This window comes from Marinobacter sp. F4206 (assembly GCF_019392195.1).
Taxonomy (GTDB): domain Bacteria; phylum Pseudomonadota; class Gammaproteobacteria; order Pseudomonadales; family Oleiphilaceae; genus Marinobacter.
Map to the genome: position 1 here is coordinate 1 of NZ_JAHXKI010000005.1, position 18,784 is coordinate 18,784.

Annotated in this window: 17 protein-coding genes; 6 read left to right on the forward strand and 11 right to left on the reverse strand. The window is 56.5% G+C overall.

Features of this window, described 5'->3' with window-relative positions; genetic code table 11:
* Positions 1-314 (forward strand): hypothetical protein (locus KZO34_RS17090; protein ID WP_219478079.1); only part of this gene is annotated, 314 nt, incomplete at its 5' end.
* A gap of 45 nt (positions 315-359) precedes the next feature.
* Here KZO34_RS17090 and KZO34_RS17095 read toward each other — a convergent pair.
* From KZO34_RS17095 to KZO34_RS17120, 6 genes are all read right to left on the reverse strand, one after another.
* Positions 360-983, reverse strand: a complete 624-nt coding sequence (locus KZO34_RS17095; protein WP_219478080.1) for a protein-methionine-sulfoxide reductase heme-binding subunit MsrQ — start codon at positions 981-983, stop codon at positions 360-362.
* The gene (msrP, locus tag KZO34_RS17100; protein WP_219478081.1) at positions 983-1,957 is read right to left on the reverse strand and encodes a protein-methionine-sulfoxide reductase catalytic subunit MsrP; all 975 of its coding nucleotides are present in this window, start codon (positions 1,955-1,957) and stop codon (positions 983-985) included. Before msrP ends, KZO34_RS17095 begins: the two co-directional genes overlap by 1 nt.
* 103 nt (positions 1,958-2,060) lie before the next feature.
* A complete protein-coding gene (pssA, locus tag KZO34_RS17105; RefSeq protein ID WP_219478082.1) occupies positions 2,061-2,912 on the reverse strand; it encodes a CDP-diacylglycerol--serine O-phosphatidyltransferase in 852 nt (283 codons plus the stop codon).
* 89 nt (positions 2,913-3,001) lie between these two features.
* Positions 3,002-4,018 carry a ketol-acid reductoisomerase gene (gene ilvC, locus KZO34_RS17110; RefSeq protein WP_219478083.1) on the reverse strand — a complete coding sequence of 339 codons (1,017 nt, stop codon included), beginning with the start codon at positions 4,016-4,018 and terminating at the stop codon, positions 3,002-3,004.
* A 64-nt stretch (positions 4,019-4,082) separates the two neighbouring features.
* Positions 4,083-4,574: an acetolactate synthase small subunit gene (ilvN, locus tag KZO34_RS17115; RefSeq protein ID WP_070970156.1), complete on the reverse strand. Its 492-nt coding sequence runs from the start codon at positions 4,572-4,574 to the stop codon at positions 4,083-4,085.
* A 2-nt stretch (positions 4,575-4,576) separates the two neighbouring features.
* Positions 4,577-6,295 carry an acetolactate synthase 3 large subunit gene (locus KZO34_RS17120; RefSeq protein ID WP_219478084.1) on the reverse strand — a complete coding sequence of 573 codons (1,719 nt, stop codon included), beginning with the start codon at positions 6,293-6,295 and terminating at the stop codon, positions 4,577-4,579.
* Between the two features lie 516 nt (positions 6,296-6,811).
* On the opposite strand from KZO34_RS17120, the gene KZO34_RS17125 reads away from it, so the two are divergent.
* Entirely contained in the window at positions 6,812-7,285 is a 474-nt protein-coding gene (locus KZO34_RS17125) for a DUF4124 domain-containing protein (protein WP_219478085.1), read from the forward strand.
* Between the two features lie 54 nt (positions 7,286-7,339).
* Here KZO34_RS17125 and clpB read toward each other — a convergent pair whose 3' ends face one another.
* From clpB to rluD, 3 genes are all read right to left on the reverse strand, one after another.
* Positions 7,340-9,916, reverse strand: coding sequence for an ATP-dependent chaperone ClpB (gene clpB / locus KZO34_RS17130; RefSeq protein ID WP_219478086.1), 2,577 nt, complete (start codon positions 9,914-9,916; stop codon positions 7,340-7,342).
* Positions 9,917-10,085: 169 nt separating this feature from the next.
* Positions 10,086-10,835 carry a peptidoglycan editing factor PgeF gene (gene pgeF / locus KZO34_RS17135; protein WP_219478087.1) on the reverse strand — a complete coding sequence of 250 codons (750 nt, stop codon included), beginning with the start codon at positions 10,833-10,835 and terminating at the stop codon, positions 10,086-10,088.
* Positions 10,825-11,802, reverse strand: a complete 978-nt coding sequence (rluD, locus tag KZO34_RS17140; RefSeq protein ID WP_219478088.1) for a 23S rRNA pseudouridine(1911/1915/1917) synthase RluD — start codon at positions 11,800-11,802, stop codon at positions 10,825-10,827. Before rluD ends, pgeF begins: the two co-directional genes overlap by 11 nt.
* 134 nt (positions 11,803-11,936) lie before the next feature.
* Between rluD and KZO34_RS17145 the strand changes: the two genes are divergently transcribed.
* Positions 11,937-12,770: an outer membrane protein assembly factor BamD gene (locus KZO34_RS17145; RefSeq protein ID WP_219478089.1), complete on the forward strand. Its 834-nt coding sequence runs from the start codon at positions 11,937-11,939 to the stop codon at positions 12,768-12,770.
* 20 nt (positions 12,771-12,790) lie between these two features.
* Here KZO34_RS17145 and KZO34_RS17150 read toward each other — a convergent pair whose 3' ends face one another.
* A complete protein-coding gene (locus KZO34_RS17150) occupies positions 12,791-14,455 on the reverse strand; it encodes an NAD+ synthase (protein WP_219478090.1) in 1,665 nt (554 codons plus the stop codon).
* A gap of 93 nt (positions 14,456-14,548) precedes the next feature.
* Between KZO34_RS17150 and KZO34_RS17155 the strand changes: the two genes are divergently transcribed.
* From KZO34_RS17155 to KZO34_RS17165, 3 genes are all read left to right on the forward strand, one after another.
* Positions 14,549-16,192, forward strand: a complete 1,644-nt coding sequence (locus tag KZO34_RS17155) for a sensor histidine kinase (RefSeq protein ID WP_219478091.1) — start codon at positions 14,549-14,551, stop codon at positions 16,190-16,192.
* Between the two features lie 55 nt (positions 16,193-16,247).
* Positions 16,248-17,633, forward strand: coding sequence for a sigma-54-dependent transcriptional regulator (locus KZO34_RS17160; protein ID WP_219478092.1), 1,386 nt, complete (start codon positions 16,248-16,250; stop codon positions 17,631-17,633).
* 114 nt (positions 17,634-17,747) lie between these two features.
* Entirely contained in the window at positions 17,748-18,296 is a 549-nt protein-coding gene (locus KZO34_RS17165) for a GspH/FimT family pseudopilin (protein WP_219478093.1), read from the forward strand.
* Between the two features lie 11 nt (positions 18,297-18,307).
* On the opposite strand, the gene KZO34_RS17170 is transcribed toward KZO34_RS17165, so the two are convergent.
* On the reverse strand, positions 18,308-18,778 hold the full coding sequence (locus KZO34_RS17170; RefSeq protein ID WP_219478094.1) for a type IV pilin protein: 471 nt from the start codon (positions 18,776-18,778) through the stop codon (positions 18,308-18,310).
* Between the last annotated feature and the right edge of the window lie 6 nt (positions 18,779-18,784).

The following is an 18,784-nucleotide window of genomic DNA, read 5'->3' on the forward strand; positions in this document are numbered from 1 at the left end:
GCGTATTCTACATCGAACCGCCACCTTGTCAACCGTTATTTTTCTCTGTTTTCCGTCTCCGGAAAGCGCCGAAAAATGTACCGGCTTACTGCTTGTTGCGAGGGGCGCATTCTACACTGAACCGCTTCCCTGTCAACCGCTTTCTGAAGAATCCTGAAACTCAATTTCTTCAATACTTTCAAACGGTTACTTCCATGGCTTGCCGTTGTGTCAGTGGCTTGTTCCTCAGAAGTGGTGCGCATTCTACAGGCGTTAGAAAAACTGTCAACGCGGTTTTCGAATTAATTCCCGAAAGTAGCGGTTTCCACCTATAAACACCCCGCCCGCACCGCCATTCTGGTTAATTTCTGAACGAAATACTACCTCTTGAAAGGAAGCAGAGCTGCCCAACCCGACCACTGCCAACGGAGCGCAAGCAGCCAGATGACAATAACGGCATAATAGACCATCTCACCAATGTCGCTTCTGGCCTGCCAGACAAAATGAACCCAGGCGACAACCACTGCCAGATAGATCAAACGGTGCAGTCGTTTCCAACGAGCACCACCCAGCCGTCGTACCATTCCCCTGGTAGAGGTCACAGCGAGCGGCACGAGACACAAAAACGCCACGGCACCGGCCATGATGTAGGGCCGCTTGGTGAAGGTTGCCCACAGGTCAAACCATCCGACAATAAACTGGAGGAACGCAAGGACGTGCAAACTGGCATAGAAGAATGCGAACAAACCAAGCATTCGCCGGATTCGAAGCCAGCCACTCCAGCCGCTCCAACGGCTAAGTGGCGTCATGCAAAGAGTCGCAAGCAGCAGCTGGAAAGCCGCGAGGCCCAACGACTCGGTTATGGCCTGCCCGGGATCCGGCCCTAACCCGCCGTCTAACAGGGTCCAAATCAAAACCACGAGCGGTGCCGACGCCAGCACCACTGCAGACACCCGGAAAAGCAACAAAAAAGCCGGGTTTCGACGCCAATCAATCCCCACCATCAATAAAACTTCCGAAGGTCCATTCCCTTGTACAGGTGCGCGACCTGGTCGCCGTAACCATTGAACTTCTCTGTTTCAACCCAGTTTGGAGAGAGCAGTCCAGACGGAAGGCGCCGCTCTCGCTTCTGACTCCAACGCGGATGGTCCACCTCCGGATTCACATTGGCGTAAAACCCGTATTCCTGAGGCGCAATCATTTCCCATGTGGTTTTGGGCCGCTCTTCCTGAAAACGGATTTTCACGATCGATTTGATGCTCTTGAAACCATACTTCCAGGGGACCACCAATCTAATCGGAGCGCCGTTCTGCTTTGGCATGGTTTTTCCGTAAAGGCCGACCGCCAAAAAGCTTAATTCGTTCATGGCCTCATCCACTCGCAACCCTTCCTGGTAGGGCCAGTCAATGGTACTGAACATGGACCTCTGCGCCCGCATTTGCTCCGGATCATGCAGGGTTTCAAAATAGACGTACTTGGCCTTCGAACCAGGCTCGAAGCGTTTCAGCACCTCAGCCAGCGGAACGCCCACCCAGGGGATCACCATCGACCACGCCTCGACACAGCGCAGTCGGTATACACGCTCCTCGTACTGGTGGGGCTTCAGCACATCTTCGAGCGCATAGACGCCCGGTTTTTCGCATTCCCCTTCCACGGCAATGGACCAGGGATCAACGGTCATCTCCTCGGCGTAACGGGCAGGATCCTCCTTCCCGGTGCCAAACTCATAGAAGTTGTTATAACGAACGACGTCCTCGTACGGAGTCTTCTCCTCATCGGTCGAGAACCCGGGCGCACCGGAGAAGTCCAGGGATTGCCCCTGTACCGGTAGCTCGGCAGCCGTTAGCAAACCAGGTAACGTGAGACTGGCCGCACCCGCGACCGCTCCAGCCATGAAACGGCGACGATTGAGAAAAACACGTTCCGGTGTGACGAGGGAATGGGGAAGCACCCAGGAGGGGCGTTTTTTGATCAGCATCGAAACTCTCCGTTGTCAGCCACCAAGCTTCGTTTCAGTGGGATGATTGACCGGAAGTTTCGCGGGAAATTCCCGGGCCACAAGGGACCCGGGGTTCACGTACCTAGGCCGAAGTGCCCGGGGTACGGCGGGGCTTTCTTCTGAACAAAGCACGAACGGGTCCGGACAACGCGTAGATCAGAAATCCACTGAATAATACGGTTGCCGGATCAAGAGCGATCACTACGAAGATCAGCACCACCAGCAATATTGCGGCAAAGGGAACGCGGCCACGCATATCCAGATCCTTGAAACTGCGATAGAGGATGTTGCTGACCATCATCACCCCGGTACCGCCGACCACCACGATGGTCAGCAGGGTCAGCCACGAGGCCGGCCCGAACTGGTGAAAACACCAAACCAGACCAGCAACACAGGCCGCGGCAGCAGGACTGGGCAAACCGACAAAGTACTTTTTGTCGATCGAGCCAATCTGGACATTAAAACGGGCGAGTCGCAACGCCGCGCCGGCCACATAGATAAAAGTGATGGCCCAGCCAACCTTGCCAAGGCCGTTCAGCGACCAGAAGAAGGCCACCAGGCCGGGAGCCACACCAAACGCGACCATATCGGCCAAGGAATCGTATTCTTCGCCAAATTTACTTTGCGTGTTGGTCATCCGGGCAACGCGACCGTCAAGCCCATCAAGAATCATGGACACGAAAATGGCAATGGCGGCATTATCAAACACGCCGTTGGCCGCAGACACGATGGCATAGAACCCCGAGAACAGGGATGCGGTGGTCAGGGCATTGGGCAGCAGGTAGATACCCTTGCGGCGCACCGGCGCCCCCTCAACCAATTCTTCCTCGACAACTTCACCGGCTTCGATTTCGTATTCGGAAGCCTGCTTTTGGCCATGCTCCGATGAATCGCTCGAAGCCTCTAAATCGGCAGATTTCTTTTCGTCAGTCATTCCCATAACTCCGGAAAGCATTTGGGCGGAGTATATACGAAAAACGCGGCCACCCGGGCCGCGTTTTTCAGAACCAGTCGGAAATCCGATCAGTTCTTGTCTTTATCCACGATCTTGTTCGCGGAAATCCACGGCATCATACCGCGCAGCTTTTCACCCACGGTTTCAATATCGTGCGCCGCATTCTGGCGACGACGCGCGGTCATGGACGGATAGTTGAGCGAGCCCTCGGAGATGAACATCTTGGCGTATTCACCGCTCTGGATGCGCTTCAATGCATTACGCATGGCTTCGCGAGATTGCTCGTTGATCACTTCCGGTCCGGTCACGTACTCACCATACTCCGCGTTGTTGGAGATGGAGTAGTTCATGTTGGCAATGCCGCCTTCGTACATCAGGTCAACGATCAGCTTCAGCTCATGCAGACACTCGAAGTAAGCCATTTCCGGCGCGTATCCTGCTTCGGTCAGGGTTTCGAAGCCGGCTTTCACCAACTCAACTGCACCACCACAGAGAACAGCCTGCTCGCCGAACAGATCAGTTTCAGTCTCATCCTTGAACGTGGTTTCGATGATGCCCGTGCGACCACCGCCGATACCACTGGCATAGGAGAGTGACACGTTCTTGGCGTTACCGGAGGCGTCCTGGAAGATCGCGATCAGGTCAGGGATACCGCCGCCGTTGGCAAACTCGGTGCGAACGGTGTGGCCCGGCGCCTTCGGCGCGACCATGATGACGTCCAGATCCTTGCGCGGAACAATCTGGTTGTAATGGATGGCAAAGCCGTGGGCGAACGCCAGGGTGGCGCCCTGCTTCAGGTTCGGCTCGATCTCGGCCTTATACAGCTGGGCCTGGAACTCATCCGGAGTCAGGACCATGACCACGTCCGCCGCGGCAACGGCAGATGGAACGTCACTGGTCTTCAGGCCATAGGCTTCTGCCTTGGCGATGGAGGATGAACCCGGGCGCAGGCCCACGGTTACGTCAACGCCGGACTCTTTCAGGTTGCATGCGTGCGCATGGCCCTGGGAACCGAAACCGATCACGGCAACTTTTTTGCCCTGGATGATGGAAAGATCGCAATCCTTATCGTAATAAACCTGCATGACAAACCTCTATTATTTGTGATGACCCTGCGGGGCCATGATGTTCGAACTTTGTGATTGACCGCTACAGACTGAGCACTTTCTCGCCGCGAGCTATACCGGAGACACCGGTACGCACGACTTCCAGCACACCGGAAGTACCCACTGCCTGAATGAATCCGTCGAGCTTTTCGCTGTCACCCGCCAGCTGGACGGTATAGACCGAACTGGTGACGTCGACGATCTGGCCACGAAAAATATCCACGGTACGCTTGATCTCGGCCCTCTGGGACCCGGTCGCCTTGAGCTTCACCAACATCAATTCCCGCTCAATGTGCGAACCTTCGGTCAGGTCCACCAGCTTGACCACCTCAATCAGCTTGTTCAGCTGCTTGGTAATCTGCTCGATGACCTTGTCGGACCCTGTGGTGGTTACCGTGAGACGGGACAAGGTCTCGTCTTCGGTCGGCGCCACGGTGAGCGTTTCGATGTTGTAGTTACGCTGGGAGAACAGCCCGACAACTCGGGACAGTGCACCGGGTTCGTTTTCTAGCAAAACAGAAATGATTCGACGCATGATCACACCCTCTCCGTCTTGCTGAGCCACATGTCTTTCATAGAGCCACGGGCGACTTGCATCGGATAGACGTGCTCAAAGCGATCAACATAGATATCCACGAACACCAGCTCGTCTTTCATTGCCAGCACTTCTTTCAGCTTGGCTTCCAGATCCGCCTTCTTGTCGATCAGGACGCCCTTATGGCCATAAGCTTCCGCCAGCTTTACGAAATCCGGCAGGGATTCCATGTAGGACTGGGAATGACGGGACTCATAGTTCATGTCCTGCCACTGCTTGACCATGCCAAGCGCCTGGTTGTTCAGGTTGATGATTTTCACCGGCAAGTTGTACTGCTTGCAGGTAGACAGCTCCTGAATATTCATCTGGATACTGCCTTCACCCGTGATACACAGCACTTCGTCGTCCGGGTGAGTCAGTTTGACCCCCATGGCGGCCGGCAAGCCAAACCCCATGGTTCCCAGACCACCGGAGTTGATCCAGCGATTGGGCTTGTCGAACTTGTAGTACTGAGCCGCAAACATCTGGTGCTGGCCGACGTCGGAGGTCACGAAGGCTTCACCATTGGTCAGCCGGCACAGCATTTCGATCACTTCCTGGGGCTTGATGACGTCGTCACTGGTTTCGTAACGCATGCCGTGGAAAGCCCGCCATTCGTCGATCTGTTTCCACCAGGAACCCAGCGCGTCCGCATCCGGCTTTTCATTGCTTTCCTTTACCAGAGAAAGCATTTCCTTCAGCACGGCATCAACCGGCCCCACGATGGGCACGTCGGCATCAACGGTTTTTGAGATGGAGGCAGGGTCAATATCAATGTGGATGATGCGTGCACCGGGACAGAACTTCTCGGTCGCGTTCGTCACACGGTCATCAAAACGGGCGCCGACACAGAGAATCAAGTCCGAATGGTGCATTGCCATATTGGCTTCGTAGGTGCCGTGCATGCCAAGCCAGCCCAGATGTTGCTTGTCACTGGCCGGGTAACAGCCAATCCCCATGAGAGTATTAGTGATCGGGTATCCCAGGGTACGAACCAACTCCGTCAGCTGATCGGACGCCTTGCCAAGCACCACACCACCGCCAGCGTAGATGATGGGACGGCGCGCCGCCAGCATCATATCTACCGCCTTCTTGATCTGGCCGGCATGGCCACGAATCGCGGGGTTGTACGAACGCAACTTTACCTTCTTCGGGTAGGAATACTCATACCGCTCGTTCGGCGTAGTCATATCCTTGGGGATATCAACGACGACCGGACCGGGGCGACCAGTCGCGGCAATGTAATAGGCCTTGCGAACCACCTCGGGAATTTCCTCCGGATGACGCACACTGAGATTGTGCTTCACCACCGGGCGCGAGACACCGATCATGTCGGTTTCCTGGAACGCGTCTTCGCCAATCAGAGTGGATGCAACCTGACCACACAGGACCACCATGGGAATGGAATCCATGAAGGCCGTGGCGATGCCGGTAATAGTGTTGGTGGCTCCAGGACCCGAGGTCACCAGGACGGTGCCCGGCTTTCCGGTTGCCCGTGCATAACCGTCGGCCATGTGGACCGCAGCCTGCTCGTGCCTTACCAGAATGTGTTTGACTTTGTCCTGCCTGAACAGCGCATCATAAATATGAAGGGCTGCACCACCCGGATAGCCGTAGATGTACTCGATCCCTTCATCCTGCAGGGAGCGAATAAGCATATCGGCACCAGACAATAACTCCACGATTTTCTACCCTCTTCTACGAGTGAATGAGCCGGGACCACGCCCGGTTGCCTGGATTCACGGTTTCCTTGCTTCTTGTGAAAGCGGAACCGGCTGCTCCTCCACACTTTTTGAGAGGTTGTCTCCTGGCCAGCCGCCTCCTGAGGGTTGCGGAGAACGGCCAATCAACGGGTTGCACGTAAGCAACAACCATCCCGCGACAGAACCGCGGGGCGTTCAGTGTGGTAATTAATGGGGGATACTCGCTCGGGATTGCCTGCCGTATTGACCCCAGTCTTCAGGCAATCGGTAATTCTGACAGCGCGAAACTCCCTGTCAATAGCCGTCATGGCTTTATAACGCCTTAATCGACAAAGGTCTGCCATACTTCGACCGATTCCGGAACAGAGTTTTGAACCAGACAGAAGAAAAAAGACGATATGGATGGCATGATAGCCATTCAGCAATAGAAAGACGGGCCCGGTTTTCCAGGTTTTAGCCTGTTCCGGGAGCAGTGACCACATTATGAGTAGACCCATGAACAAAAAAATCCTGACGCTGACCTTGTTATTGGCCGTTGTACCAGGTGTTTCTATGAGCGCCTCTGTCTACAAATGGACCGACGAAAACGGGGTAACTCACTTTGGGGATCGGCAACCTACCGGGAAACAATCGGAAAGAGTAAACGTGCGCTCTGGCACCGCGACAAAGGCTGCCAGCAATAAAGCAAGCCCGCAAGAGCGCTTGGGCGACATGCAGAAAGAACAGGAGAACGAAGCGGTCGCAGGCCGGGAGGCGGCTGAACAGGAGGCCCGCAAAAAACAGCGTGCGGCAAACTGCGAGACAGCTCGTTCGAACCTGGAGATCATCGATAGCAACGCGCGTATTCGTGTTCAGGATAATGGCGAGCAACGCTACCTGAAACCGCAGGAAATTGCGGACCAGCGACAGAAATTCCAGGAAATCGCAGACGAGAATTGCGGCCCCGAGAAGACTCAGGCGGCACAGTAAGTCCAAGCTGAAATCGCGGCGGAGCATCGGTAATCCAATGCTCCGCCGCTTGCATTATGCCTTCGAGAACTCGAGTTTGTGATCCTTGACGGTTCCGCGAATCGTGTCACCGGAAACAAACTCTCCCTGCAACAACCGCTGAGCCAACGGATTTTCGATCATCCGCTGGATAGCGCGTTTCAGCGGGCGAGCTCCGTACACCGGGTCGTAACCAACCTCCGCGAGGAACTCCATGGCTGCCTCGTCAAGCTCCAGCTTCATGTCCTGTTCCTTTAATCGCTTGCTCAGAGCGTCGATCTGAATCCGAGCGATACCCTGGATCTGATTTTCCGCCAGTGGATGGAAGACCACCACCTCATCCACACGGTTGATGAACTCCGGACGGAAGTGCGTACCCACAACTTCCATCACCGCGCTTTTCATGGATTCGTAGTTCTCCTCACCCGCCTTTTGCTGGATGATGTCCGAGCCCAGGTTCGAGGTCATCACGATCACCGTGTTACGGAAGTCAACCGTGCGCCCTTGCCCATCGGTCAGACGCCCGTCCTCAAGCACCTGCAGAAGGATGTTGAAGACATCCGGGTGAGCCTTTTCCACCTCGTCCAGAAGTAATACCGAGTATGGTCGACGGCGCACGGCCTCGGTCAGGTAACCGCCCTCCTCATAACCGACATAACCGGGAGGCGCACCGATCAGCCGGGCAACGGAATGCTTCTCCATGAACTCGGACATGTCGATACGGACCATGGCCTCTTCGGTATCGAACAGAAACGATGCCAGCGATTTGCAGAGCTCGGTCTTGCCGACCCCTGTCGGCCCGAGGAACAGGAAGGACCCGTTCGGACGGTGGGGATCGGACAGTCCGGCCCGGGAGCGGCGCACGGCGTTGGATACCGCTTCAACGGCCTCATCCTGCCCAATGACGCGGTGATGCAGGGCCTCCTCCATGCGCATCAGCTTGTCCCGTTCACCTTCGAGCATCTTGGAAACAGGGATCCCCGTCCACTTGGACACAATCTCGGCGATTTCCTCGTCGGTGACCCGGTTGCGCAGCAGCTTCATCTCCATCATCTCGGCTTGGCTGGCCATGTCGAGCTGACGCTCGAGCTCCGGAATCTGGCCATACTGAAGCTCAGACATCTTGCCCAGGTCACCTCCACGGCGGGCGTTCTCAAGATCAATACGAGCCTGCTCCAGCTGACTCTTGATCTTCTGGGAGCCATGCAGAGCGGCTTTCTCGGTATTCCAGACCTCTTCCAGATCGGCGTACTCCCGCTCAACACCGGTAATCACACTCGATAATTCCTCAAGCCGCTTTTTCGAAGCGTCATCGGTTTCCTTCTTGAGCGCCTCCCGCTCGATCTTGAGCTGAATCAGGCGGCGCTCCAGGCGATCCAGGGGCTCCGGCTTGGAGTCCATTTCCATCCGGATCTGACTGGCCGCCTCGTCCACCAGATCAATCGCCTTATCCGGCAACTGCCGATCGGCAATGTAGCGGTGTGAGAGCTTGGCCGCCGCAATGATGGCGCCGTCGGTAACTTCAACACCGTGATGCACTTCATAGCGTTCCTTCAGGCCCCGGAGGATGGCAATGGTGTCCTCTTCATTCGGCTCACTCACCAGCACCTTCTGGAACCGACGCTCAAGCGCCGCATCCTTCTCGATGTTCTCCCGGTATTCATCCAGCGTGGTCGCACCGACACAATGCAGCTCACCGCGGGCGAGCGCCGGTTTGAGCATATTGCCCGCATCCATGGAGCCCTCAGCTTTACCGGCGCCCACCATGGTGTGGATCTCATCAATAAACAGGATGATCTGGCCTTCCTGCTTGGACAGTTCATTCAGGACCGCCTTGAGGCGTTCCTCGAATTCACCCCGGAATTTGGCCCCGGCAATCAGCGCGCCCATATCAAGAGAAAGCACTTTCTTGTCTTTCAGGCCATCAGGAACCTCGCCGTTCACGATGCGCTGAGCAAGCCCCTCGACAATCGCAGTCTTACCGACACCGGGCTCACCAATCAGAACCGGGTTATTCTTGCGGCGACGCTGTAACACCTGGATGGTGCGGCGGATCTCGTCGTCCCGACCGATAACCGGATCGAGCTTGCCCGCCTCGGCCCGCTCGGTGAGATCAATGGTGTACTTGTCCAGCGCCTGCCGGTTTTCTTCGGCGCCCGCGTCATTCACGGCTTCACCGCCCCGAACCTCATCAATCGCCTTTTCCAGGGCCGCCTTGTCCACGCCCTGCTCCCGGAGCACGCGACCGAGAGTGCCCCGGTCTTCCAGGGCCGCCAGCAACAGCAATTCGCTGGAAATAAACTGGTCCTGTCGCTTCTGCGCCAGCTTGTCGGCAATATTGAACAGGCGTCCCATGTCGTTGGACATGGACACATCGCCTGCTGAACCCTGAACTTCCGGAAGGTGCTCAATTTCCCGCGCGATGGCTTGGCGGATACGCCCTGGTTCCGCCCCGGCCTGCTTCAACAGCGGCTTGATGGAACTCCCCTCCTGATCCAGGAGGGCCTGCATGAGGTGCACCGGCTCGATCAAGTTGTGGTCTTTGCCTACCGCTAGCGATTGCGCATCCGCAAGAGCGGTCTGCAACCGGCTGGTCAGCTTGTCAATTCTCATAAGTTCTGTTCCCCAATTCGTATACCCGGGATGTCAGTGAAACGTCTGGCTCGACTAACATCCACATTGCTTTGCTCTTAAATGTAGGGGCGCAGGGAAGGACTTCAAGCGGACACACCCTCAAACTGTCAGAAAATTGACGGGCGTCATCCAACCGGAGAGGAACGGATCAGCTTTCGAGCCAGATGAGGCTGGCCATCCGGCCGGTTTGGCCGTCGCGGCGGTAGGAATAGAAACGGCGTGAATCAGCAACAGTGCAGAAGGAATTAAAAAAAACGGCCTCAATGCCGGCCGATTCAAGCCGTTGTCGGCCCAGGCGATAGATGTCTGCCATGAAGTGGCCGGGGCGGGCTCCATGTTCAGAGAAAGCTCCAGCGGCCCGAGAATCGTAACCGATGAACGCCTCGCGAACTTCCGGACCGACTTCAAAATGTTCCGGTCCTATGGCCGGACCCAACCATGCCAGGAGTTCCGAAGCAGGCTCATCAAAACCGGCCGCCACTTTCTCCAGGATGCCGCTACAGAGCCCGCGCCAGCCTGCATGAGCCGCCGCAACACGAGTGCCGGACCGGTTGCAAAAAAGCACCGGCAGGCAATCGGCGGTGAGAATGGCGCAGACCTGCCCGGGCCGATCTGTTATTGATCCATCAGCCTCCGGCACTCCCTCCGCGGGAAGTGTGGCCACCTCGGTACCGTGCACCTGGGACAGCCAGCCAAAAGAGTTACTCGCCAGCCCCAGCCTGTCTGCGACCCGTTGTCGGTTGGTCTGCACATGGCCCGGTTCATCCTCCACATGCACACCCAGATTAAGCGAGTCCCAGGGGGGCAGGCTGACGCCACCCAATCGGGTGGTACAGACAGCTCGAACGTTCTGAGGCGCAGGCCAGTCGGGCAGAATCAACTCGGGTTCAGAATTCACTGCTTTCCAGATCCTTGACGTGCTTTCGCAGGGCCGCCATGAGTTGCACCATATCGTCAGGAAGCGGCACCTCCCATGACATGATCTCTCCTGTTTCCGGGTGCTCCAGTGTTAACTTCCTGGCGTGCAATGCCTGACGATTGAATGCGGCCAGCGCCTCACGCAACTCCTCAGTCGTGCCTTTGGGAAGGCGCAGGCGGCCACCGTAGAGCGGATCACCTACCAACGGGTGTTTAACGTGGGCCATATGCACCCGGATCTGGTGCGTTCTCCCACTCTCCAGCTTACAGCTGATATGGGTGTGGGCGGCAAACCGCTCAACCAATCGGTAGTGCGTGACGGCAGGCTTACCGGTCGGCACCACCGCCATTTTCTTGCGCTCACGAGGATGCCGGCCAATCGGGGCATCCACCGTTGAGCCGCCCGTCAGGGTGCCAACAACCACCGCATCGTATTCCCGGCCCATGGTGCGGGTCTGCAGTTGATCGACCAGGGAAGTATGCGCAATCAGGCTACGTGCGGCCACCATTACCCCGGACGTGTCCTTGTCGAGGCGATGCACAATCCCGGCGCGCGGAAGGTTTTCCACCTCCGGCGCATAATTCAGCAACGCATTCACCAGTGTGCCGTCGGCGTGACCCGCCGCGGGATGCACCACAAGGCCAGCCGGCTTGTTGATGACCAGGAGGTGCTCGTCTTCATAGACAACATCGAGCGTAATTTCCTCTGCCTGCCAACTGACCTGGGCTTCCGGCTCGGCATCGAGCTCCAGGCGATCGTCAAGCATGACTTTGTCCCGAGGCTTGCGGGTTTCACCATTGACGGTCAGGGCGCCACCTTTGATCCAGGTTTGCAACCGGGACCGGGAGTGCTCGGGCATCAATTCAGCCGCGGCCTGATCCAGCCTTCGGTCGCTCAGTTCCGGCGGTACGACAAAGCTGGCGGTAATTCGATTCTCAGATGACATTAAGCCCCCGGGGCCTGTGTGTGTTACGTTTCGGAAAGAATTTTTCAAACCAAGAGGCACAGTCTGCACATGCGGCGTCTTCCCCGCTACAATGGCCCTCTTCTGAATTTATCGACATTATACGGGATTCCGGCATGAGATCAGTTGTCCGTTTACTCCTACTGACCACACTGGTGGTATTGGTCAGTGCCTGCGCCTCCAACCGGGAGGAAGAAGTACTGCCGGAGAAAACCTATTACGACAACGCCCGAGAGGCGATGACCTCCGGCAACTTCAACGAAGCCGAAGAAAATCTGGACTCTCTCGAGACCTACTACCCGTTCGGCCGCTACGCCGAACAGGCCCAGCTTGATCTGATCTACGCCCGCTATCAGAACCTCGACCTCGAAGGCGCACGCGCCGCTGCAGATCGGTTTTTGCGGCTTAACCCCCAGAGTGACCACGCGGACTATGCGCTTTACATGCGCGGCCTCGCTTCCTACAACCTGGATATCGGCCTGGCAGCGCGCTATTTCCCCATTGACGTCGCGGCACGGGACCCCGGTGAGCAAAGCCAGGCCTTCCGGGACTTCTCCGAATTGCTGAACCGTTATCCGGACAGCCAGTACATTGCCGATGCCCGCCAGCGCATGATTGCTATCCGCAACCGCATGGCCCAACTGGAGGTATTCGCCGCACGTTACTACATCAAACGCGAGGCCTACGTCGCTGCCAACAATCGGGCCCGCTATGTGGTGGAAAACTACCCGACCTCCCCGGTAGTTGAAGAGGCGCTGATCATCCTGGCGGAGACCTACCGCTTTCTGGATCTCAAGAAAGGCGCCGAGGATGCGATTGCCCTGCTGCGTACCAACTTCCCCAACAGCGAAGCGTTCAATGCTGACGGGGAGTATGTAGCCAACGTGCTGAAGGGCGAGAACCGATCCCTGTCCAGCGTCGTCACGTTCGGGCTGATGGGCGACGAGTAAGCTCTATCGCCCGATAGCCGTCATTTGCCGCTTTTCCAGCCGTTGGTGATGGGATAGCGGCGATCCTTCCCGAACCCCCGCTCTGTAATTCTGACGCCAATCGGTGCCTGGCGACGCTTGTACTCGTTGATATCCACCAAACGGATAACCCTGTCCACATCGACGCGATCAAAGCCTTCCTCAACAATGGCGTCGGCACTGAAGTCCCGCTCCACGTATAGATTCAGGATCTGGTCAAGGATGTCGTAGCCCGGCAGGCTGTCCTCATCCTTCTGGTCCGGGGCCAGTTCTGCCGACGGCGGACGGGTAATGACGCGCTCCGGGATAACCGGAGACACGGTATTTCGATAGCTTGCGAGGCGAAATACCAGGGTCTTGGGAACATCCTTGAGGACATCAAACCCACCGGCCATGTCCCCGTAGAGCGTTGAATACCCCACTGCCATCTCACTCTTGTTGCCCGTGGTGAGGACCAGCGAGCCGAACTTGTTGGAGAGAGACATTAGCAGCACGCCACGCAAACGTGCCTGAAGGTTTTCCTCCGTGGTATCCGGACGGGTGCCTTCAAAGGGGCCGGACAGGGTCTCCATAAAGGCGTCGTACATGGGTTCGATGGAAAACACGTCGTATTGCACCCCCAAAGCCACGGCCTCGGCTTCGGCGTCCTCGAGGCTCATGCTGGAGGTATACCGGAACGGCATCATGACGGCCCTGACCCGGTCCTTGCCAAGTGCATCCACAGCCACCGCCAGGGTAACGGCGGAATCAATACCACCCGAGAGCCCGAGCACCACCGATTTAAAGCCGTTCTTGTTCACATAGTCACGAACGCCGGTCACAAGGGCACTGTAAACGTTGGCTTCGAGAGAAGGCTCCTCGGGCAAAGGGCGGGAAACCGGCTGGCAATGGTGTTCACAAAGGAAATCGACCGGGAACAACCCTTCCCGAAACTGCGGTGCTTCAACCGCAAGCGCACCCGAGTGATCAAACACCATGGAGCCGCCGTCGAAGACCAGTTCATCCTGCCCTCCGACCAGGTTCACATAGGCAATACTCACAAGATTTTCCCGGGATTTGCGCTCCAGCAGAGCTTTGCGACGAGCCTGCTTGTCGACGTCGTAGGGAGAAGCGTTCAGATTCAGAATGAGGCGCGCACCGGCAGCCGCCGCCTCCTCGACCGGACCGTCCTTCCAGATGTCCTCGCACACCGTAATACCCACCGGCACACCCTGGATATCCAGAGTCACCACATCCCGGCCCTCGGCGAAGTATCGTTTCTCGTCAAAGACCTGGTAGTTGGGCGGGAACCGTTTGAAGTAGCGCCCGGTCACGACCCCGTTTTCGATAACAACGGCAGCGTTATACAGGAGCGCACCTTCGCGTAACGGGGCACCGATCACGATGGCAGGCTCAAGTTTTTCTTCCCGCAGCCTTTCCAACGCCTCATGGACCCGAACCTCCAGGCTTGGCCGTAGCAACAGATCTTCCGGTGGATACCCGGTCAAACATAACTCCGGAAACACAACGATATCCGCCTGATGTTCCTCAAGCGCCCGCCGGGTCGCCTGAATGATCAGGTCAGTATTCCCGGGGATGTCCCCAACCAAAAAATCGAGCTGGGCCATGACGACCCGCAATTTCCTGGGGGTAGTTTGAGGGGAAGATGCATTCCCGGACACGGACATAAATCGGCTCCTGTAACTCATTGCCTCTAAAAGGCTATTATAACCCCGCGAGCGCAAGGATTTCTCCCGACCACCAGCGGATTCCAACAAATCATGGCAGTAGAGCAAGCTTCAATGATGGATGCCAGCGCACGAACACTTTCAGACGAGCAGCAGGTAAAGCTGTTCCGCATTTATAATCACTATCGCCTAGTGGTCAGTCTGATGTTGTTGGGGCTACTGTTTGTCGACCCTGTTAATTTCGACACACGTTTTCGACTGTTGGACTACTATCAGGCGGGCGTCGCCGGCTACCTCGGCCTGAATGCCTTCATCGCCATGATTATCTTCGCCGGCTTCAAGCCGAGCCGGCGCCATATAACCATCTCGATTCTTCTCGACATCCTGGTGATGCACTGGCTGCTGTTCACCAGCACCGGTATCACCAACGGGCTCGCCAACCTCGTCATCGTCTCTGTTGCTGCAGGTAACATCCTGACGCCCAGCCGGCTGGGCACATTCTACGCTGCACTTGCCGCCATATGTTCACTCGGCATTTCCGGTTGGGCGGTTTTGACCCTGGGTGAGTCGGGGGATGACATCGTTCGCGCCGGCTCCCTGGGCATTCTCTACTTCGCAGCAGCATTTGCCCTGCAGTACATTTCCCGGCGCATGATGCGTAGCGAAGCGCTTGCCAGTAGTCGCGCGCAAAGCATCGCAGAACTCGAACAGATCAATCAGCAGATTATTCAGCGCATGCGAACCGGAATCCTGGTTCTGGACCGATACGGGCAGATTCGTCTGGTGAACGCCGCCGCAGAAGAACTCCTGTTTGGCGCACCATCTTCAGAAACCGGACGACCGGACACTCCTCGCGTTCTGCCCCAGGCCCTGAAACTCGGACTGGAATGCTGGATCAAAGATCCCACGCGCCGAATCGAGCCATTCCAGCCATTCCAGACCTCACCCGTTCTTCAAGCCAACTTCACGCAACTGGACCAGAATCGCGGTGACCAGATACTCGTGTTCATCGAGGATATGAGCAAGGTTACCCAGCAGGCACAGCAAATGAAACTGGCCTCGCTGGGACGCCTGACCGCTGGCATCGCCCACGAAATACGCAACCCCTTGGGTGCGATCAGCCATGCGGCGCAGCTCATGGAAGAATCCCCCCACCTGGACCAGAGCGACCACCAGATGCTGGATATTATCCGCCGCCACTCCCGGCGGGTGAACGGCATCGTTGAAAATGTTCTGGACCTCTCCCGCAGGCGCGCCGCCAATACCGATCTAATTGAGGTCCGGCCCTGGCTTGAGGAATTCAAGGCCGATTACCTGCAAACCCAGGATGAAGAATCCGCGCAATCCATGATCAACCTGAGCGTTGATTCGGATGTACCCTTCGCCAGGTTCGACAAGAGTCAGATCGAACAGGTCATGGTAAACCTTTGTGATAACGGACTGCGCTATAGCCACCAACAGACAGGGGAGCGGAGAATTTCACTCCATGCCGGGGCAACCGTGGATGGTGAACGGGCCTATGTTGAGGTCCGGGACGTCGGCCCGGGCATTGCCCCGGAGCATCACGGTTCCGTTTTCGAACCCTTTTTCACCACCGACAAGAGCGGAACCGGCCTCGGCCTTTATCTGGCCCGGGAACTGTGCGAGGCTAATCAGGCCCATCTCTCGCTGGTGGAAGACGACCAGCCAGGCTGCTGTTTCCGCATCACTTTTGCCCACCCCGGGCGACTGATCTGAACCGGCGCCGGCGGAGATCGAGCGTCTGTAAACGACCTGGAACTGATACACAACGATGACTACTCACACTGCGCTGATTGTTGACGACGAACCGGATATTCGGGACCTGCTGGAGATCACGCTCACGCGTATGGGCATCAAGGCCCTGACCGCCCCAGATCTGGGTAGCGCCCGAAAACTCCTGGAAGAGCACACTTTCCACCTTTGCCTTACCGATATGAACCTGCCTGATGGTAACGGCATCGAGCTTGTGCAGTGGATTCAGCAGCACGCATCATCAACGCCGGTTGCTGTCATCACCGCCTACGGCAATATGGATACCGCCATTGAATCCCTCAAAGCGGGCGCGTTCGATTTTGTCTCCAAGCCTGTGGAACTGCCACGACTTCGGGAGCTGGTACACAGTGCACTGAAACTGTCTCAGCCCAAGGCCGAACAGGACAATGGCGACGATGAGCCCGGTCTCTTGCTGGGCAATTCCCCCCAGATTCGAAAGCTGCGGAACCAGACGCGGAAACTGGCCAGGAGCCAGGCCCCGGTGTTCATCAGCGGGGAATCAGGCAGCGGAAAGGAGCTGGTTGCCAGGATGATCCATCTTCAGGGCCCCCGCCAGGATGGGCCCTTCATTGCCGTCAACTGCGGCGCTATTCCGTCAGAGCTCATGGAAAGTGAGTTTTTCGGCCACAAGAAGGGCAGCTTCACCGGCGCGGTTGAAAACAAGGACGGCCTGTTCCGCTCTGCCAACGGTGGCACGCTCTTTCTTGACGAAGTGGCAGACCTGCCACTTGCCATGCAGGTAAAGCTCCTACGGGCCATTCAGGAAAAAGCTGTAAGACCCGTGGGTGACACCAAGGAAGTGCCAGTAGATATCCGGGTGCTAAGTGCCACCCATAAGAACCTGCCAGAACTGGTTCAGCAAGGAAACTTCCGCCAGGACCTGTTTTACCGCATTAACGTCATTGAGCTTGCGGTACCGCCGCTTCGGGACCGGGTCGATGATATTGCCTTGCTGGCCCAACACATCCTCGAACGGATCGCACGGGAATATGAGTGCGACCCAGCCACGTTGACCCCTAAAGCCCTTGAGCGGTTGCAGGGCTACGACTTCCCCGGCAACGTCCGGGAGCTTGAAAACGCCCTGGAACGTGCTTTTACCTTGTGCGATGAAGACACGATCGATGCGAATGATCTGCACCTGGGGAACGGCGTGCAGCCTTTGGTATCGGCATCGGACGTTAATTCAACACAGGCAACCGACGTAGAGGCTATTTCGGTACCCGAGGGTGAAATAGATCTGGAAGGCTACCTGGAAACCATCGAACGGCAGACCATTGAAAAGGCGCTAGAGGCGACCCGCTGGAACAAGACCGCCGCAGCCAAACGGCTGGGCATCAGTTTTCGTGCGCTGCGGTATCGATTGAAAAAGTTGGGGATGGAGTAAGTTTTCTAGCATCGAGTTGGCAAAACAAAACCTTTATTGCCGACATTAGCCTGTTTATTCTTTAAATTACCTATTGCTCAGGAAGAGCAGTTTACCAAACAAGGAAGGGATTCCATGGCCATATATCAGCGTGCCCAGGGCGGCTTCACGCTTCTCGAGCTATTGATTTCAACAAGCATATTAACGATTGTCATTTCGCTTACAGCGCCCTCAATCGCCTCCGTTATTGGCGCAAATCAGCTTGAATCCACCTCGAACCTGATTCAAAGGACGATTTCATTAACCCGATCAGAATCAGTGAAACGGGGACACCGCGTGGTTATGTGTCTTAGCGATCAAAAAAACAAATGCAACCCATCGCGCCCGATTCAACTCATCGTTTTTGCTGATGAGGACAGAACAGGTATTCCCTCGTCCAGCGCAGATCTGATCAAACTGGTAACGCTGGATCATCCCACTGTACTTACCTCTTACAACCGCCCGTTCCTCGCATTCTCCCCGATCGGCTACGCTGCCGGCACCAATGGAACGTTCAAGACCTGTCATCGTAATGGTGACGGCGAGCTTATCATCGTTTCCACACTCGGCAGAACCAGAAAGGCCGTCGACTATGACGGCGACGGCCTCGTTGAGAAAACACCTGGGAACCCAATCAGTTGCTGAGACCTCAGGCGCTACCAGCAGGAGTCATTGGCGGTGCCTGCTTTATTGAGAGCGGATTTGCCAACCTGTGTCTGGGTGATTTTCCAACAGTCAGTGTCGTCCGACTGCGGACCACCCGCTACAGGTTGCGCAGTCAAGCTGAAACATGTGTAAACGGTGTTTGAGCCGACAGTCTCAGAGCAACTGCTATTTGCCAGCGTGATGTTATAGTACCCCTCATCGGAGGTGATCGTGGTGGTACCTGAAGCTATTGAAGTATCGTTTAGTAATGTCCGGAAATCCGCAGCATAGGTCGCTGGCGCCTGGCGCGTATAAAACCGCTCCTGGGCAGCTGACAACTTTGATATCGTGACCTTTGCGTCAGTCCTCTGCGTCTTTGTAACCGAATCCCGGTAACTCGGGTAAGCGATGGCGGCAATAATGCCGATTATTGCCACCACGATCATCAGTTCGATTAAGGTAAAACCGCGCTGCATTTTCATATTTTT

Excerpts from the sequence above, each read along its gene's own strand:
- KZO34_RS17160 (WP_219478092.1), top strand. The coding sequence starts at position 16,248 with ATGACTACTCACACTGCGCTGATTGTTGACGACGAACCGGATATTCGG.
- KZO34_RS17170 (WP_219478094.1), bottom strand. The coding sequence starts at position 18,778 with ATGAAAATGCAGCGCGGTTTTACCTTAATCGAACTGATGATCGTGGTG.
- KZO34_RS17150 (WP_219478090.1), bottom strand. The coding sequence starts at position 14,455 with ATGTCCGTGTCCGGGAATGCATCTTCCCCTCAAACTACCCCCAGGAAA.
- KZO34_RS17145 (WP_219478089.1), top strand. The coding sequence starts at position 11,937 with ATGAGATCAGTTGTCCGTTTACTCCTACTGACCACACTGGTGGTATTG.
- KZO34_RS17165 (WP_219478093.1), top strand. The coding sequence starts at position 17,748 with ATGGCCATATATCAGCGTGCCCAGGGCGGCTTCACGCTTCTCGAGCTA.
- KZO34_RS17155 (WP_219478091.1), top strand. The coding sequence starts at position 14,549 with ATGGCAGTAGAGCAAGCTTCAATGATGGATGCCAGCGCACGAACACTT.
- KZO34_RS17125 (WP_219478085.1), top strand. The coding sequence starts at position 6,812 with ATGAACAAAAAAATCCTGACGCTGACCTTGTTATTGGCCGTTGTACCA.
- KZO34_RS17095 (WP_219478080.1), bottom strand. The coding sequence starts at position 983 with ATGGTGGGGATTGATTGGCGTCGAAACCCGGCTTTTTTGTTGCTTTTC.
- clpB (WP_219478086.1), bottom strand. The coding sequence starts at position 9,916 with ATGAGAATTGACAAGCTGACCAGCCGGTTGCAGACCGCTCTTGCGGAT.
- msrP (WP_219478081.1), bottom strand. The coding sequence starts at position 1,957 with ATGCTGATCAAAAAACGCCCCTCCTGGGTGCTTCCCCATTCCCTCGTC.
- rluD (WP_219478088.1), bottom strand. The coding sequence starts at position 11,802 with ATGTCATCTGAGAATCGAATTACCGCCAGCTTTGTCGTACCGCCGGAA.
- pssA (WP_219478082.1), bottom strand. The coding sequence starts at position 2,912 with ATGACTGACGAAAAGAAATCTGCCGATTTAGAGGCTTCGAGCGATTCA.
- ilvN (WP_070970156.1), bottom strand. The coding sequence starts at position 4,574 with ATGCGTCGAATCATTTCTGTTTTGCTAGAAAACGAACCCGGTGCACTG.
- ilvC (WP_219478083.1), bottom strand. The coding sequence starts at position 4,018 with ATGCAGGTTTATTACGATAAGGATTGCGATCTTTCCATCATCCAGGGC.